Source organism: Mesorhizobium sp. B2-2-3 (assembly GCF_006442405.1).
Lineage (GTDB): Bacteria > Pseudomonadota > Alphaproteobacteria > Rhizobiales > Rhizobiaceae > Mesorhizobium.
Genome location: NZ_VFWC01000022.1, coordinates 1 through 13,609 on the forward strand (window position 1 = coordinate 1; position 13,609 = coordinate 13,609).

Here is a 13,609-nt window from a genome sequence, read left to right on the forward strand (position 1 = left end):
GATCGGTTCCTACATCTCAACGGCCGGGCTCGTCGTTTTCTTCATCGCGGTTGCCGAGGCCTTCAGCCGCAGACGCCCAGCAAGCGCCAATCCTTGGGGCGAAGGGGCGACCACGCTGGAATGGCAACTGCCATCGCCGCCGCCCTTCCATCAATGGGAGAAGCTGCCGCGCGTTGCCTGAAATTCAGCTCCGGTTCCGAACCGGCGCCTGCTTCGACATTCTGTCGGGAGAACGTCATGAACGAAACCACAGATCCAAACAACCAGATCCTGCTCGTGGCGATCATAGCGTTTTATTGGGCATTGCTGGGCAGTTGGGGCCAAACTCTGCCGCGCTCGGGCAACGACAAGGCCAAGCAGGACGATGCGCCGACAGAGCAGCGAACCGGCAGTATCGACGATATATCCTATACGGACACACGCTTGGATGCGATCCGAGAGATCGACCCAACTTTCGACCTTGCCGCGTTTCTGACCGGTGCCAATATGGCTTATGAAGCTATCCTGCGCGCGTATGCGGACAGCGACATCCCAACGTTGAAGCGTCTCGTCGGGCCGGAAGTGCTCGATATCTTCGGACGAGCGATTGCCGGCCGCCGGGATCGGGGGGAGATGCTGCAACTCACCTTCATTGGCACGAAGGAAGCAAAGGTCGTCGACGCTCTTGCGGAGAATAGCACCGCTGAGATTGCCGTTCGCTTCGTTTCCGACGTGGTCAGCGTTACACGCTCGGCCAACGATGCGATCGTCGCCGGCGATCCCCAGCAGATCGTTGAGGTGATCGATACGTGGACGTTCGCCTGTGACACCCCGTCAACAAAGCGCAATTGGATGTTGATCGCCACGGAAGGCGAGTAACGAGTGCATGCTCACCCGATGCCTGCCTGACAGCCTTGTCACTATAGATGGGCGGTCAACCCGGAGCGCTCAAGCCGCGCGGAATTTCCAGCTTTTGACAATGTGCATCCACGACTTGTGTATCACGATCAAATCGGCATGACCGGTTCAGTCGATCATTCTCAAGCCGCGAGCGGGTAGCACCGCCAAAGATCCACTCCCTGAACCTGCTGGCCGTAGGCGCCGGATATGGTCAGATCCGCATGCATCGCATCGGCCACATCAGCGATTGATCCACCATCAGATCTTTCCGGAAACACGTCAGCCTTCGCCCTTACGCCGTGGCTCGAAAGGAAGGCGACGATATTGTTCAGGCTGTTCCAGGTTTCATCGGTCGCGGCATCCTCGATCGTGATTATACCAGCCTCCTGAGCCATTTGAAAAAGGGGCACGGCATCGGTAACCGCGCGCTTGGCTTCACGCCTATCCTTCCATCCGACAAGAATCTTGTTGATGCGGAAATTTTCCTGGCTGGTCGAGGCGACGAAGACAGGCCGTCCTGCCTGGAGGATCAGGCTACCAGGTGGGTGGAACGATGAAAATTGCCAGAAGAGGCGCCCTCGGGCGAGGCTGCGACGATGCCGGCTTGGCCAAGGGGAAAACGTCAACAGACACCCTGCCGCGCAACGCGGCTTCACAACGCGACAACCCTCAAAGCCGGAGGTCTACCTGCACAGTTTCAAAAAAGTCGATGATGAACGATGGTTGTGGTGAGAAGTACGCCGGCCGACGTGATCGTGAATGTCCTCCCTACTCGAACATGATCCGAGCGGTGCCTCTTTTGGCAATCAACAGTCTCCGAGCCTCTTGGATCCGCTCAGCCTGTTGTTTGGAATAGGGACCCATTGGCCGAGTCTTCTCATCGCCGCGACGGACCCTGCAGTACCAGCGGCCCCTGTCCGAAAAGATTTCGACCGAGGTCGGCGCCTCATCGGACGCTTCCCTGGCCACACCGGTAGCGAACTTGACGATCTTTGAATGAACCGCGTCCAATCCGTTGGTGGTGCTCGGTTCCTGTTGCACTGTGGACATAAGTCGAACTCCTTTCAGTCACAGCGACGCACCGCTGCGCCATACGGGTTGCGCTCTCTACGGATCGCGGTGCCCAAGAGCGCTTGCTACCTTGCCATTTGGCGCTCCATTTCCATCTCCGCCCCTAGACTTTCGATGTCACGGAAGATCGAAGCGACAGCCAGCGTGCGCCCTTCGCGCTTGAAGCGCAGCAGGCAGTCCCTGGCACCGATGTCTCCATCGACAGCAATCTCGTCCCATTGCCCGGCATGGCCGACATAGTTGATGGGAACGTCGTAGTGCTGGCTCCAGAAGAACGGCACGGCCGCGAATTTCTCGCGATGGCCGAGCATGTTCAGGGCCGCGGTTTGCCCCTGCCTCTCTGCAACCACCCAATGCTCGACCCGAATGTTCTCGCCAGTGTGAGGATCCGGCCACCGCGCAATGTCGCCGGCCGCGAATATGTCCGGTGCGCTCGTCTCCAGAAAGGCATTTACGGCGACGCCGCGGTCAAGAGTGAGCCCCGCCCTTTCGGCAAGCCCGGTCCGCGGACGCACGCCGACGCCGGCGACGACGAAATCCGCCGTCAACATGTTGCCACTGCTTAGTTTCACTTTGTTGCCGTCGATGCTGCTCGCGGTGTCCTCGAGATGGAACACGACTCCATGTTCCTCATGGAGTGCGCGGATGAAGTCACCCATTTGCGGACCGAGGACCCGTTCCATGGGTCGTTTATCCGGCGCCACGACATGAACTTCGATATTGCGCGCGCGCAGCGCTGCGGCAACTTCCAAGCCAATGAAACTGGCGCCAAGCACGATGGCGCGGCGCGCAGTCGTGGCTCGCTCGATGATCACCTTGCAATCTGCAAGCGAGCGCAGCGTGTGAACATGTGGCTGATCCGCGCCGGGGATGGAGAGGCGCACCGGTTCGGCCCCCGTGGCAAGTAACAGTCTATCGTAAGGAATCCTGCTTCCGTCAGCCAGAATGACCTCGCGAGAACGCAGGTCGATATCGACGGCCTTCGTATCGAGACGCAGGTCGATGTTGTTTTTTGAATAGAATTTCTGGCCGCGCAGCGGAATCCAATCCTCCGGAGCCTTCCCTGCGAGGTAGTCCTTGGAGAGATTCGGCCGGTCGACGGGCGGCGCATGGTCGTCGCTGATCATGACGATGCTGCCCTGGTACTGCTCTCGCCGCAGCATTTCGGCCGCCGCGAAACCGGCCGCGCCGCCGCCGACAATGACGACTTTCTCGGGGACCCCGCCCGCGCTTCCGCCGCGCGGCTTCGGCGCCGTCCGTTTGAGTTTCTCGCCCACGAATATCCGCCCATCGCGCTGTTCCACCGACCAGCAAGCGAGTGGATTGAAGGCAGGCGCTCGCAAGGCTTCGCCTGTGCGCAGATCGAAGCAAGCGTGGTGCCACGGACATCGAATGGAATCCGACACCACAAGACCGTCACCGAGCGGCCCGCCGTAATGTGTGCATGTCGCGCCGATGGCGAAGATCTCGGCCCCGCGGCGCACCAGCAACACCTGCTCGTCGCCGCAATGGCCGACAAGCTTTCCGCCATCGAGAAGGTCGGACAGCGCGATCCCCTGGACCAGATCCGGTCCGTTTGATTTGGTATCAGCTTCAGCCATATTCTCGTCCTTGGCGATCCGTGTCAAAACCGCTCGTGCGGCGAAGCGGCACACTGCTTCGGGGTACCTTCTGCCTGGCTAGTGCGCCTTCAGATTCTCAGCATTATCCGCGCCGACATTCCGACTGCGTCATGTACTGGGCTGAGTGGCTCAGACCGCAGTCTCCCGCTCTCGCGGACATCATGCAAACGAATTTAATCGATAGTTGAGTGCAGTTTTCATGATGGCTTTCCCTCCGCGATTCCACTGCGCACAACTACAAGATCGCCTGCCCAGTCTTTCCCCAGTCGGCAAGAAACGACTTGAGGCCCTTGTCGGTGAGTGGATGTCTGGCGAGGTTTCTGAGTATCGCTGGTGGTACGGTCGCGACATCCGCGCCTGCGATCGCCGCCTGTTTGACATGGAGTGGAGTGCGAATTGAGGACGCCAGGATTTCCGTCGTGAAGGATTTGCCGTTGTCGTAGATCACACTTCAGGTTCGGGAGCGACTCCGGCTGGCACGGTCATCTGATGAGGCGCTGGCGACTCTCGAAACTGAGCCACATCGGGAATTCCCCGCCAATTTAGATACTTCCGGCCTCGGGCCTGGGGTGATGTCCAGGCAGTTCGGAAATGCCTAGGATTCAGGGCTCGTCATTCGCCGCTTGGTCGGACAGACCCATTTCTGGTGCGGCATCACGGCGTCTTGCCACGCAATAAGATAGATTGATAATATATCTTATATAGAGGATCACATCGAAGAGCGAACCAAGGCTTCAGCCAGCTTGCGTCGGAGAAAACAGGAGCTTCGGAATGACCGCGAACGGTCGAAGCAAGAGAACAATCGTGGTCGACGGCGTGCCATTGCCCAACATGCTCGACGAGGCAATGATCCGCGGTGTAGTCCACGGGTTTTATGACGAAATTCGCCGTGATGACCTTCTCGGTCCCATTTTCCACGATCGGATCGAGCCAGATAAATGGCCGCAGCATCTGGCGAAGATGTGTGACTTCTGGTCCGCTACTCTACTTCGGACATCCCGATACGACGGCAGGCCACTGCCGCCGCACCTGGTCATAGCCGGCCTCGGCGCGGCGCATTTCCGTCGCTGGCTAATATTGTTTCGGACAACGGTGCGTCGCATTTGCCCGGCCGAGGTGGCGACGCTTTTTATGGATCGCGCGCTGCGAATTGCTCACAGTTTCCGTCTCGCGATCGCCTTCAACCGCGGCGAGACCACGATCGGCATCGAACCTATCGTCGAGAGAGACTTGTGATGCACGACCGGTTTGTGAGTGGTTCCTACAATGCACAGCGATCGACAGGGAGCCGTGATTCATGCGGCTGACCAGCTTTTCGGATTATGCATTGCGGATGCTGATGTACACTGCCGCCGCCGGTAGCCGGCTTATAACGATCGAGGAGGTTGCCCGCACCTTCAACGTGTCGAAGACGCATCTGAACAAGGTCGCCAACACCCTGACCCGTGGCGGCTATATGAAGGCAATCCGCGGCCGTTCCGGTGGTCTCATTCTCGGGCGCCGGCCTGAGATGATCCGGATTGGCGATGTCGTGCGGTTAACCGAGCCGGATTTCGCGCTGGTCGAATGTTTCGCGACCGGAAACCGATGTGTGCTAACCGCCTCCTGCAAGCTTTCAGGCATGTTTGACGAAGCGACAGCCTCCTTCCTGAACGTCCTTGACCGCTACACGCTCGCCGACATCACACTGATGCCCGAAGACTTCCTCGGCGGTCAGATACCACCCGTTCGCACCGGGGCGACACGCAAGACCGTATAATGTTGCGCGGCTTCGACGCGCGCTGTTTTTGCTCGGATGTGAGATGGGCCATGGCTGAACCAAAGAAGAATGATCAACAGGTCACAAAGGACATTGATTCTGATATCGACCCGGACAACACTCTGCTGCCGATGCTTATCGGTGGGCTTGTCCTGATAGTTATCGGAGCGATCATCGTGATGATGTTTGTGTAGTTTCGCAACGATGGCGTGTGACTTTATCGGCCCGGCTGTTGTCTGGGCGCCTGCAACCCCAATTGCGATTTGGCGGATGGAGAACTGTCGGCCGAGGAGGGGAAGTACAGAGCGCGCGACCGGCGGGCGCTTGGACAGCGCATAGCCGGCGACGATGAGCTGCAGGAGGTATATCGTCGTCTGCGCCAGCCCGGCCCCGATGATCCGGCAGAGCCGATCTCCACGGCCGAGATGCGGCGCAAGCGCCTGCTACTCACCCCGCGGAGACGTACGTCGTCATTGAGTTCAGAACTTGCATTCCGCTTCGTTAAACTACCATTTCGCACTGCTCTTGTTCCGAGCCCCTCATGACGTCGGCGTACCGTTTTGGGTTGAAGTGCAGATAGAGAAACGCTGTGACGGTCACGCAGCCGAGATGCATGATCCATCCGCTGCTGAAGCTCCCGCTCCAGCCATGCAGGAGCGCGGTGGCGAATGGACCAAGCGCGGCGATCAGAAAACCGCCGCCCTGCATCAGCGCAGCCAGCGCGCCCGCCTGCTCCGGGCGCGGCAGATGATCGAGCGCCGTGACGATTGCAAGCGAGAAGCTTCCGCCAAGACCGGCCCCGCATATCCCCACCCACAGAACGGGCGACAGTGCGGGAAAAACCGCAAGTCCGGCAAAGCCCGCAGCCTGCAACAGCAGGGTCAGCCAGAGCCAGGGACGGCGGTCGATGCCCCGGCGCGCCAGGACAGGCAGCACCAGGGCCGAAGCCGCCTGGCAAATGGCCATCACGGCCACAAGATTGCCGCTGGCGGCACTGCTCCATCCTTGCGCCTGGTAGTAGGGCGCAAGCCAGGCGACCATAGATGAATAACCGGAGTTGACCAGGCCGAAGGCCGCCATCAGGACCCAGGTCCGTGGACGGCGAAGCAGAAAGCCAGTCAAGGCGCGATCGGGTCTTGAAGCCTTGGCGTCGGACAGAACGCGGAATGCGGCGCACAGCGCGATGGCGGCGGGAGCCGCGAGCCAGGCAAGGGCTGCCCGCCAGTCGTATCCGTTGTTGACGAGCAGGGGCGCCAGACGTGCGCCAAGCGCCCCACCGCCCATGATCATGCAGGAATAGAGGCCGGTCACGGCGGGTGTGCTGGTCGGGAACTTTGCCTTGATGATCCCCGGAAACGCGGCCTGGATGAAGGCCACCCCCGCCCCGCAAAGTGCCGCCGTCAGGATCAACGACAGGCCGCCGGGCACGACAAGCCTGAGCAGCGAGCCCGCTGTCAGCACCATTAGCGCCGCGAGCAGGCCCCGGCGCGTTCCGACGGCCGCCTGGATGCCCGGTGCAACGAACGCACCGAGGCCCATCAGCAGCATCGGCAACAGCGTCAGCATGGCCAGGCTGCCATAGCCCATCCCGGTGTCGGCCACGATATCAGCCAATATCGGTCCCGGGGCCGTCAGGAAGGGACGCAGGTTGATCCCGATTAGCACGACGAGGGCAAGCAGGGTCCATTGCCTGTCGGTTACAGGTTGCGCGGTCATCGACATTTTCGCGCTGTTCATCTGGCGCCCGCTTGCACCAGCAGGGTTATCATCTGCGCATAGCCGTTCCTGCGCGCGTGCCGCAGCGGTGTCGCCCCGTCCTTGTCGGCGAGATTGACGTTGGCGCCGGCCTCGATCAGCCGCCTCACGATCTCGACATGACGCTGCCCGCCATCGCCGAGGATGATGGCCTCCAGCAACGCGGTCCAGCCGAGCTTGTTGACGTGATCGACATCGACACCGGCATCGATCAGCGCGCCGACGGTCTCGACATGTCCGCGTTCGGCGGCCGGAATGAGCGCGGTGCCGCCATAGCGATTGGTGCTCTTGAGGTCGGCGCCGTGCGCAAGCGTCATCTTCAGGATTTCGAGATGCCCGCGTGCGCCGGCGTAGAGATATGGACTATCCTGGATATCGTCCTTGGCGTTGACGTCCGCGCCAGCCTCGATGAGAGTCCTGGCAGCGCTGACCTTGTTGCCGTGGGTCGCGACGAGAAGAGCCGTGCGGCCGTTCTCGTCGCGCGCGTCGATCCGGGCCCCCTCGGAAACAAGCATCTTGATCATGGAGACATCGTCATTTGCCGCAGCCGAGTGAAGCCTTGTCTCATTCATGTTCTGCCCCAACGCTATCAATGGAATGCAGGCGACGATGACGCCCAGCAAAAGTCTGCGCTTGACCATCGGCATCAGCCCCCCGACACGCTGTGCGTGGAAGCCGAGCGGGTTGCTGCGGCGAGCGAAGCCGTCATGCTCCGCCGAGAGGTGGCGAAAGCATCCTGCCTGGGATGAAGTTCCAGGCCGACGAGCAATTCCGCGAGCCTGACAGCCGCCGACACCCCTTCGACGACCGGGACACCGTGAAGGCTGGCCAGTCGCCGCGCCATATCCGACATACCGGCGCAGCCAAGCACGATGGCGTCGGCGCGATCGACCCGCAGCGCCTCCTGGATTTCTTCGCTGATGATCGACAAGGCTGCCTCGCCATTCGCTTCCAGCGCCAGGACGGGAATGCCGCTCGCCCGCACGGTGGCGAATGGCGAAAGGCCGTAGCGAACCAGATTGTCCTCGAGAATAGGAACGGAAACCGGCAAGGTGGTAATCACCGTGAAGCGCCTCGCCACGATGCTGGCGACGCGGGCGGCGGCCTCGCCTACGCCGATAACGGGCTTGCGCGTCAGCATCCGCGCGGCGTCGAGCCCGGTGTCGTCGAAGCAGGCGATGATATAGACCTCCACGGCGTCACTGCGCTCGGCCCGTTCGATCCGGTCGAGAAGACCCGGGACCGCCTTCGCGCCATCGATCGGGCCTTCGATGGAAGCCGGGCCGCTGTCGTTCTGCATTGCGATGATTTCGGTGCCGGCCTGCGCGGTTAGCCGCGCCGCGACGGCGATGGATCCCGTCATCGACACGGTCGAATTGGGATTGATGATGCCGATGCGTACCATGCGAAAATTCCTATAGCCGCCGTCCGATGGAACGTGCATCGCTGCCGTTCCGCATCGCTGATGGGACTGTCTCGATATTGAAGCCTATTCGATCAGATCCGTGTCGCGGCTGTGCCGCCAGAACCGGTCCGGGGTCCTGAGCAGATCGCGCAGGCCCAGCCGCTCGATCATCAGTTCCGTCTCCCGCTGCGCGGCATCGAGCACGGCATCCTGATCGATATGAACCGGCTTGCGGTCTCGCAACAGCACGCGTCCGCCGACCAGCACGGTGTGGACGTCGTTGCCGTTGGCAAAATAGGTGACACGGAATTCCGGCATGTTGGCCGGGTAGAGATGCGGGCGCCGCAGGTCGACAAGAATGACGTCGGCCTTCTTGCCGGGCTCCAGCGATCCGACCTGATGGTCGAGGCCCAGGACACGCGCGCCGTCGATGGTGCACATCTCCAGGGCCTTGCCCGGCGGAAGCCAGCTCGGATCGTGGAAATGAGTGCGATGATAGTGCATGCATTGCTGCATGTGACGGAACATGTCCGCGGAGCGGTCCGGCGCGGTCGCATCGGAGCCGATGGCCACCACGACGCCAGCGTCGAGAAGTTCCGTGACCGGGCAGCGCGCGAGAATGGCGGCCACGGCGCTCGGATTGTGCACGATGCTCGTGCCGGTTTCGGCGCAGATCGCTATTTCTTCGTCAGTCAGGGCGGTCGCATGCGACAGCAGTGTGCGCGGCCCCAGAATGCCGATCTCCCCGGCGATCTTCACGCTGCCCTTGGTATGACCATCCTGGGTGAAGATCAGGCCGCGCTGTTCGGCGATCTGCCTGACCTTGCGCGATTGCGCGATGGCGTCCCCTGCCCCGGGACCATCGAGATGTTCCTGATGCATGGTCGGCGTCAGCAGGGCGAGATGCAGACGATCCTCGTGGGTGCCGTGCCAGCGGTCGGCCAGCTTTTGCGAGGTGGCAAGCTGCTGGTCGAACGACACCGGATAATCGGTACGGCTGGCGCCCTTCCAACGTGCATAAGTCAGGGGGTGCGGCGGGCGCGTGGTGCCGACGGCGACCACTGAGCGCGTGCCGATGCCAAGCACGCCTTCCATATGGGCGTTGCCATAGGCCGGATCGTCGGTGCGCATGACCGAATCGCCGCCGCCAAGCAAGGACACGCCGGTCGTCACGCCGAAACGCAGGCGTTCCAGCGCGGCAAGCTGCGCCTCCGCATGCCAGAATTCCGGCGTCGAACCCACCGTATAGGCACCTTGGCATGCCCTGTACCAGAGGTCGCTGCGGCCGCCGCCCATCGTCTTGATCAGCCCGTGCCCGGCATGGGCGTGGCTGTCGACGAAGCCTGGCATGACGGCCATGCCGCGGGCGTCGATCGTCTCGCGCGCCGGATGGTCCCGCGCCACGTCTTGCGAAGCGCCGACGGCCACGATGCGGTCTCCCTCGATGGCTACGGCGCCATCGGGAATGATCCGCCGATCGGGATCGACAGCGATGACGGTGCCGTTTCTGATCAGAATGTCTGCCATCACAGGCTCGCTTCTCTTTTTTCGCTGCAAAGGATGCGGTCGAGCGAAGGCGCGAGGCGCAGGAGTTCGCGCGTGTATTCGTGAGTGGGCGCGGAGAACAATGTTTCGGTATCCGCGAGTTCGACGATCTCGCCGCCTTTCATCACGGCGACCCGGTCGCACATCTGCCGTATCACCGCGAGGTCGTGGCTGATGAACAGCATCGACAGCCCGGCAAGATCTTGTAGGTCCTTCAACAGGTTGAGAATTTGCGCCTGCACCGACACGTCGAGCGCCGATGTCGGCTCGTCGCAGATCAGCAGCGATGGCCGAGGGCCGAGCGCCCTTGCAATCGCGATGCGCTGGCGCTGGCCGCCTGAAAAGGCATGGGCAAACCGAGAGCCGGCCTGCGCCGGCAGGCCCACCGCCTCGAGCAATGTCTCGGCGTCCAACCGCGCTTCCGCCGCGCTGGAGGCAAGCTTGTAGAACAGGATTGGCTCCGCGATCGCCGAATTGATCCGCAGCCTTGGATTGAGGGCCGAATACGGGTCCTGGAACACCATCTGGAGTGACTGGCGCACGGTCTTGTCGCGATGGGCAGCCAATGCCGTGCCCTGAAAATCTATGGTTCCCGAACTCTGCGCCACGAGACCGGCAATGGTGTTCGCGACCGTGGTCTTGCCGCAACCGGACTCGCCGACAAGCCCGAAGATTTCGCCGCGGCGCACCTCGAAGGAGACGTCCTTCACGGCCTTGAAGACCGATGCCTTGCGGCCCGGGATGAACGAGCGCTGGCCGTATTCCACGCAAAGATTGCGTACAGTCAGCGCGGCTTCGCCGTTGCGCCCCGCAGCGGTGCCGGTGTTCTTGGAGCGCACGGCTTCGCGCGCCTCCAGTGTCGTCTTCGTTTCCTCGCTTGGGACCGGCAGACGGTCAAGGCGAATGTCGATCGGCGGAACGGCGGCGATCAGCGTGCGCGCGTAAGGCGCCTTGGGCGCCGTCAGCACATCGCGTGTCAATCCACTCTCGACCACGCAACCGTTCTGCATGATCGTGACCCGGTCGGCAATTTCCGCAACCACGCCCATATTGTGGGTAACCAGCAGGACGCCGACGCGGCGATCATCGGCAAGTTCGCGGATCAACTTGAGGATTTGCGCTTGCACCGACACGTCGAGCGCCGTCGTCGGCTCGTCGGCGACGATCAGCCTTGGGTCGCAGGCAAGTGCGGTGGCGATGACGACACGCTGGCGTTGGCCGCCCGACAATTGATGCGGATAGTTGCCCAGCCGGCGTTCCGGCTCGGGAATGCCGACGGCTCTCATCAATTCGAGCGCGCGGGCCCTGGCTTCGCGGCGCCCGATCTTCAGATGCGCCAGCATGCCTTCGCACAACTGGCTTTCCACGGTGAAAAGCGGGTTCAGGCTTGTCATCGGATCCTGAAAGATCGCGCCGACGTCACGGCCTGGAATGATCCCCTTGGTGCGGCCGGTTCGGATGTCGATCGGCTTGCCCGCTATGGTGATGGTGCCGGAAGCAATCCTGCCGGGAGCCTGCAACAAGCCCATCAGCGCATTGCCGACGGTGGTTTTTCCCGCACCGGATTCTCCCACCAGTGCATGTATCTCGCCGGGCCGGATCGTCAGGTCGATGTCATCGACGGCAGCGAGAATGCTGCCGTTGGCAAGCGGATATTCGACCCGCAGATTCCTGATGTCGAGTGCGTGTGGCGTTGTGTTTTCCATCAGTTCGCCATCAGTTTGGGGTTGAAGCGATCGCGCAGGTAATCGCCGATTATGTTGACTGCCAGAACCAGGACGACCAGCACGACGGCGGGCATAACGGCGATCCACCACAGGCCAGAGAACAGGAACTCGTTGCCGATGCGGATCAGCGTGCCGAGCGAGGGATAGGTGGCCGGCATGCCGGCGCCGAGGAACGACAGGGTCGCCTCGGTCAGGATCGCGCCCGCCAGATTGATGGTGGCGATCACCATGACGGAGCTCATCACGTTGGGCAGGATGTGCCGCATCATGATGCGGCGGGACGGAAGACCGATGACCTTGGCGGCTCGTACATAGTCGCGGGAAATTTCCACCATGCTGGAGGCCCGCACGGTGCGGGCATATTGCACCCATTCGTTGACGGCGATCGCGAAGATCAGGATGACCGGTGCCCAGCTCGAGACCGTATCGGCGCTCAATTGCGCGCGGGCTATGCCGCTGATCAGAAGCGCGACGAGGATCGTCGGAAAGCTCACCAGAACATCGGCGATCCGCATCACGATGCTGTCGATGATACCGCCGAAATAGCCGGCTATCGATCCCAGTGTGACGCCTATGGCAGCGGCCAACAATACCGCCCCGGCGCCGATCAGCATCGATATGCGCAGGCCGAAGAGGATGACCGAGACCAGATCGCGTCCCTGATTGTCGGTGCCCAGCAGGAAGCGCGGATCGCCACCGTCCATGAACACGGGCGGGATTTCCATGTCGATCAGCGAATATGAGGAGACATCGCGCGGATCGATGGGTGCGATCAACGGAGCGAAGATCACCAGCACCAGCATGGTCACCAGGATCAAGCCAGCGATCATGACCGAGATGGGAGGAAGCCTGCGCGACAGAGATACCTGCGTTGCCATCATTTTGTCCTCAGCCGCGGATCGATCAATGCGTAGAGCATGTCGACGACCATGTTGATCACGACGAACAGGAAGCCGACGAACAGCAGATAGGCCGCGAGGACGGGGATGTCCGGATAGCCGACGGCGTTGGTGAAAAGCAGCCCCATGCCCGGCCACTGAAAGACGGTTTCGGTGACAATGGCGAAGGCGATGAGTTGTCCGATCTGCAGCCCGGTGACGGTCACGACCGGCATCAAGGCATTGCGCAGCGCCAGACGGCCGTAGATGTAGCGGCGGGGCAGACCGCGCGCGAAGGCGAAGCGGACATAGTCCGAAGAGAGCACGTCGATCATCTCGGAGCGCACGAGGCGCATGATCAGCGTCAACTGGAACAGCGCCAGTGTGATCGAAGGCAGGATCAGCGATTTGAGGCCGGAGGCCGTCAGGAAGCCTGTCTTCCAGAAGCCGAGATCGACAAGCTCGCCACGCCCCGAGGACGGCAGCCAGCGCAGACTGACGGCGAAGATCAGGATGAGCAGCAGGCCGGTGACGAATGTCGGCATGGATATCCCGACGAGGGTCAGCGACTGGATCAGCCGCGACAGAAAGCCGTTCGGCTTCAGGGCGCAGAGAACCCCCGTCGGGATGCCGATGAACAGCGACAGGAGGGTCGCGACCACGACCAGTTCCAGCGTTGCGGGAAGCCTGGTCAACAGCAGGCTGACGACAGGCTCCTGGTAGCGAAAGCTGGTGCCGAGGTCGCCATGAAGCGCGCGCCCGACGAATTCGAGAAACTGTACGAAAAGTGGCCTGTCGAGTCCGAGAGCGACGCGCAAGGCATCCTTCTCAGCCTGGCTCGCGCCTTCGCGCACCATCGTGGCGACCGGATCGCCGACGAAACGGAACATGATGAAGGCGATGGCGGTTACGGCAACCATCACGAGGATGGCCTGCAACAGCCGCACCGATAGAATCCGGATCATCAG

At 61.7% G+C, this 13,609-nt stretch carries 13 protein-coding genes and 2 pseudogenes; 5 read left to right on the top strand and 10 right to left on the bottom strand.

The window, feature by feature from the left end:
* Positions 1-181, top strand: a pseudogene (locus FJ951_RS27260) (cytochrome c oxidase subunit I); the annotation flags it as partial.
* Between the two features lie 56 nt (positions 182-237).
* Positions 238-858: a Tim44/TimA family putative adaptor protein gene (locus FJ951_RS27265; RefSeq protein ID WP_140657152.1), complete on the top strand. Its 621-nt coding sequence runs from the start codon at positions 238-240 to the stop codon at positions 856-858.
* Between the two features lie 161 nt (positions 859-1,019).
* Here FJ951_RS27265 and FJ951_RS27270 read toward each other — a convergent pair whose 3' ends face one another.
* The 3 genes and pseudogenes from FJ951_RS27270 to FJ951_RS27280 form a co-directional block, all read right to left on the bottom strand.
* A complete protein-coding gene (locus FJ951_RS27270; protein ID WP_140518188.1) occupies positions 1,020-1,505 on the bottom strand; it encodes a universal stress protein in 486 nt (161 codons plus the stop codon).
* Between the two features lie 510 nt (positions 1,506-2,015).
* The gene (locus FJ951_RS27275; protein ID WP_140518189.1) at positions 2,016-3,551 is read right to left on the bottom strand and encodes an FAD-dependent oxidoreductase; all 1,536 of its coding nucleotides are present in this window, start codon (positions 3,549-3,551) and stop codon (positions 2,016-2,018) included.
* Between the two features lie 256 nt (positions 3,552-3,807).
* Positions 3,808-4,017, bottom strand: a pseudogene (locus FJ951_RS27280) (transaldolase family protein); the annotation flags it as partial.
* A gap of 326 nt (positions 4,018-4,343) precedes the next feature.
* Here FJ951_RS27280 and FJ951_RS27285 point away from each other — a divergent pair.
* The 3 genes from FJ951_RS27285 (at position 4,344) to FJ951_RS28605 (ending at position 5,525) form a co-directional block, all read left to right on the top strand.
* Positions 4,344-4,808 (top strand): group III truncated hemoglobin, encoded by a 465-nt coding sequence (locus FJ951_RS27285; RefSeq protein ID WP_140518191.1) that lies wholly within the window; start codon positions 4,344-4,346, stop codon positions 4,806-4,808.
* A 61-nt stretch (positions 4,809-4,869) separates the two neighbouring features.
* Positions 4,870-5,331, top strand: coding sequence for an Rrf2 family transcriptional regulator (locus FJ951_RS27290; RefSeq protein WP_140518192.1), 462 nt, complete (start codon positions 4,870-4,872; stop codon positions 5,329-5,331).
* A 50-nt stretch (positions 5,332-5,381) separates the two neighbouring features.
* The gene (locus FJ951_RS28605) at positions 5,382-5,525 is read left to right on the top strand and encodes a hypothetical protein (protein ID WP_181165452.1); all 144 of its coding nucleotides are present in this window, start codon (positions 5,382-5,384) and stop codon (positions 5,523-5,525) included.
* A gap of 307 nt (positions 5,526-5,832) precedes the next feature.
* Here the strand turns inward: FJ951_RS28605 and FJ951_RS27295 are convergent, their stop codons facing one another.
* From FJ951_RS27295 to FJ951_RS27325, 7 genes are read right to left on the bottom strand one after another with little or no spacing between them, the layout of a single operon-like run.
* Positions 5,833-7,047 carry a cyanate transporter gene (locus tag FJ951_RS27295; RefSeq protein ID WP_140518193.1) on the bottom strand — a complete coding sequence of 405 codons (1,215 nt, stop codon included), beginning with the start codon at positions 7,045-7,047 and terminating at the stop codon, positions 5,833-5,835.
* 17 nt (positions 7,048-7,064) lie between these two features.
* Positions 7,065-7,727, bottom strand: coding sequence for an ankyrin repeat domain-containing protein (locus FJ951_RS27300; RefSeq protein ID WP_140518194.1), 663 nt, complete (start codon positions 7,725-7,727; stop codon positions 7,065-7,067).
* A gap of 5 nt (positions 7,728-7,732) precedes the next feature.
* The gene (locus tag FJ951_RS27305) at positions 7,733-8,530 is read right to left on the bottom strand and encodes an aspartate/glutamate racemase family protein (protein WP_246671797.1); all 798 of its coding nucleotides are present in this window, start codon (positions 8,528-8,530) and stop codon (positions 7,733-7,735) included.
* Positions 8,531-8,575: 45 nt separating this feature from the next.
* The gene (locus tag FJ951_RS27310; RefSeq protein ID WP_140518195.1) at positions 8,576-10,018 is read right to left on the bottom strand and encodes an amidohydrolase family protein; all 1,443 of its coding nucleotides are present in this window, start codon (positions 10,016-10,018) and stop codon (positions 8,576-8,578) included.
* Positions 10,018-11,742 (bottom strand): ABC transporter ATP-binding protein, encoded by a 1,725-nt coding sequence (locus FJ951_RS27315; RefSeq protein WP_140518196.1) that lies wholly within the window; start codon positions 11,740-11,742, stop codon positions 10,018-10,020. The genes FJ951_RS27310 and FJ951_RS27315 overlap by 1 nt, the downstream gene beginning before the upstream one ends.
* On the bottom strand, positions 11,742-12,641 hold the full coding sequence (locus tag FJ951_RS27320; protein ID WP_140518197.1) for an ABC transporter permease: 900 nt from the start codon (positions 12,639-12,641) through the stop codon (positions 11,742-11,744). The genes FJ951_RS27315 and FJ951_RS27320 overlap by 1 nt, the downstream gene beginning before the upstream one ends.
* Positions 12,641-13,606: an ABC transporter permease gene (locus FJ951_RS27325; protein WP_140500709.1), complete on the bottom strand. Its 966-nt coding sequence runs from the start codon at positions 13,604-13,606 to the stop codon at positions 12,641-12,643. Before FJ951_RS27325 ends, FJ951_RS27320 begins: the two co-directional genes overlap by 1 nt.
* Between the last annotated feature and the right edge of the window lie 3 nt (positions 13,607-13,609).

Excerpts from the sequence above, each read along its gene's own strand:
- FJ951_RS27265 (WP_140657152.1), top strand. The coding sequence starts at position 238 with ATGAACGAAACCACAGATCCAAACAACCAGATCCTGCTCGTGGCGATC.
- FJ951_RS27275 (WP_140518189.1), bottom strand. The coding sequence starts at position 3,551 with ATGGCTGAAGCTGATACCAAATCAAACGGACCGGATCTGGTCCAGGGG.
- FJ951_RS27285 (WP_140518191.1), top strand. The coding sequence starts at position 4,344 with ATGACCGCGAACGGTCGAAGCAAGAGAACAATCGTGGTCGACGGCGTG.
- FJ951_RS27290 (WP_140518192.1), top strand. The coding sequence starts at position 4,870 with ATGCGGCTGACCAGCTTTTCGGATTATGCATTGCGGATGCTGATGTAC.
- FJ951_RS28605 (WP_181165452.1), top strand. The coding sequence starts at position 5,382 with ATGGCTGAACCAAAGAAGAATGATCAACAGGTCACAAAGGACATTGAT.
- FJ951_RS27295 (WP_140518193.1), bottom strand. The coding sequence starts at position 7,047 with ATGACCGCGCAACCTGTAACCGACAGGCAATGGACCCTGCTTGCCCTC.
- FJ951_RS27300 (WP_140518194.1), bottom strand. The coding sequence starts at position 7,727 with ATGGTCAAGCGCAGACTTTTGCTGGGCGTCATCGTCGCCTGCATTCCA.
- FJ951_RS27305 (WP_246671797.1), bottom strand. The coding sequence starts at position 8,530 with ATGCACGTTCCATCGGACGGCGGCTATAGGAATTTTCGCATGGTACGC.
- FJ951_RS27310 (WP_140518195.1), bottom strand. The coding sequence starts at position 10,018 with ATGGCAGACATTCTGATCAGAAACGGCACCGTCATCGCTGTCGATCCC.
- FJ951_RS27315 (WP_140518196.1), bottom strand. The coding sequence starts at position 11,742 with ATGGAAAACACAACGCCACACGCACTCGACATCAGGAATCTGCGGGTC.
- FJ951_RS27320 (WP_140518197.1), bottom strand. The coding sequence starts at position 12,641 with ATGGCAACGCAGGTATCTCTGTCGCGCAGGCTTCCTCCCATCTCGGTC.
- FJ951_RS27325 (WP_140500709.1), bottom strand. The coding sequence starts at position 13,606 with ATGATCCGGATTCTATCGGTGCGGCTGTTGCAGGCCATCCTCGTGATG.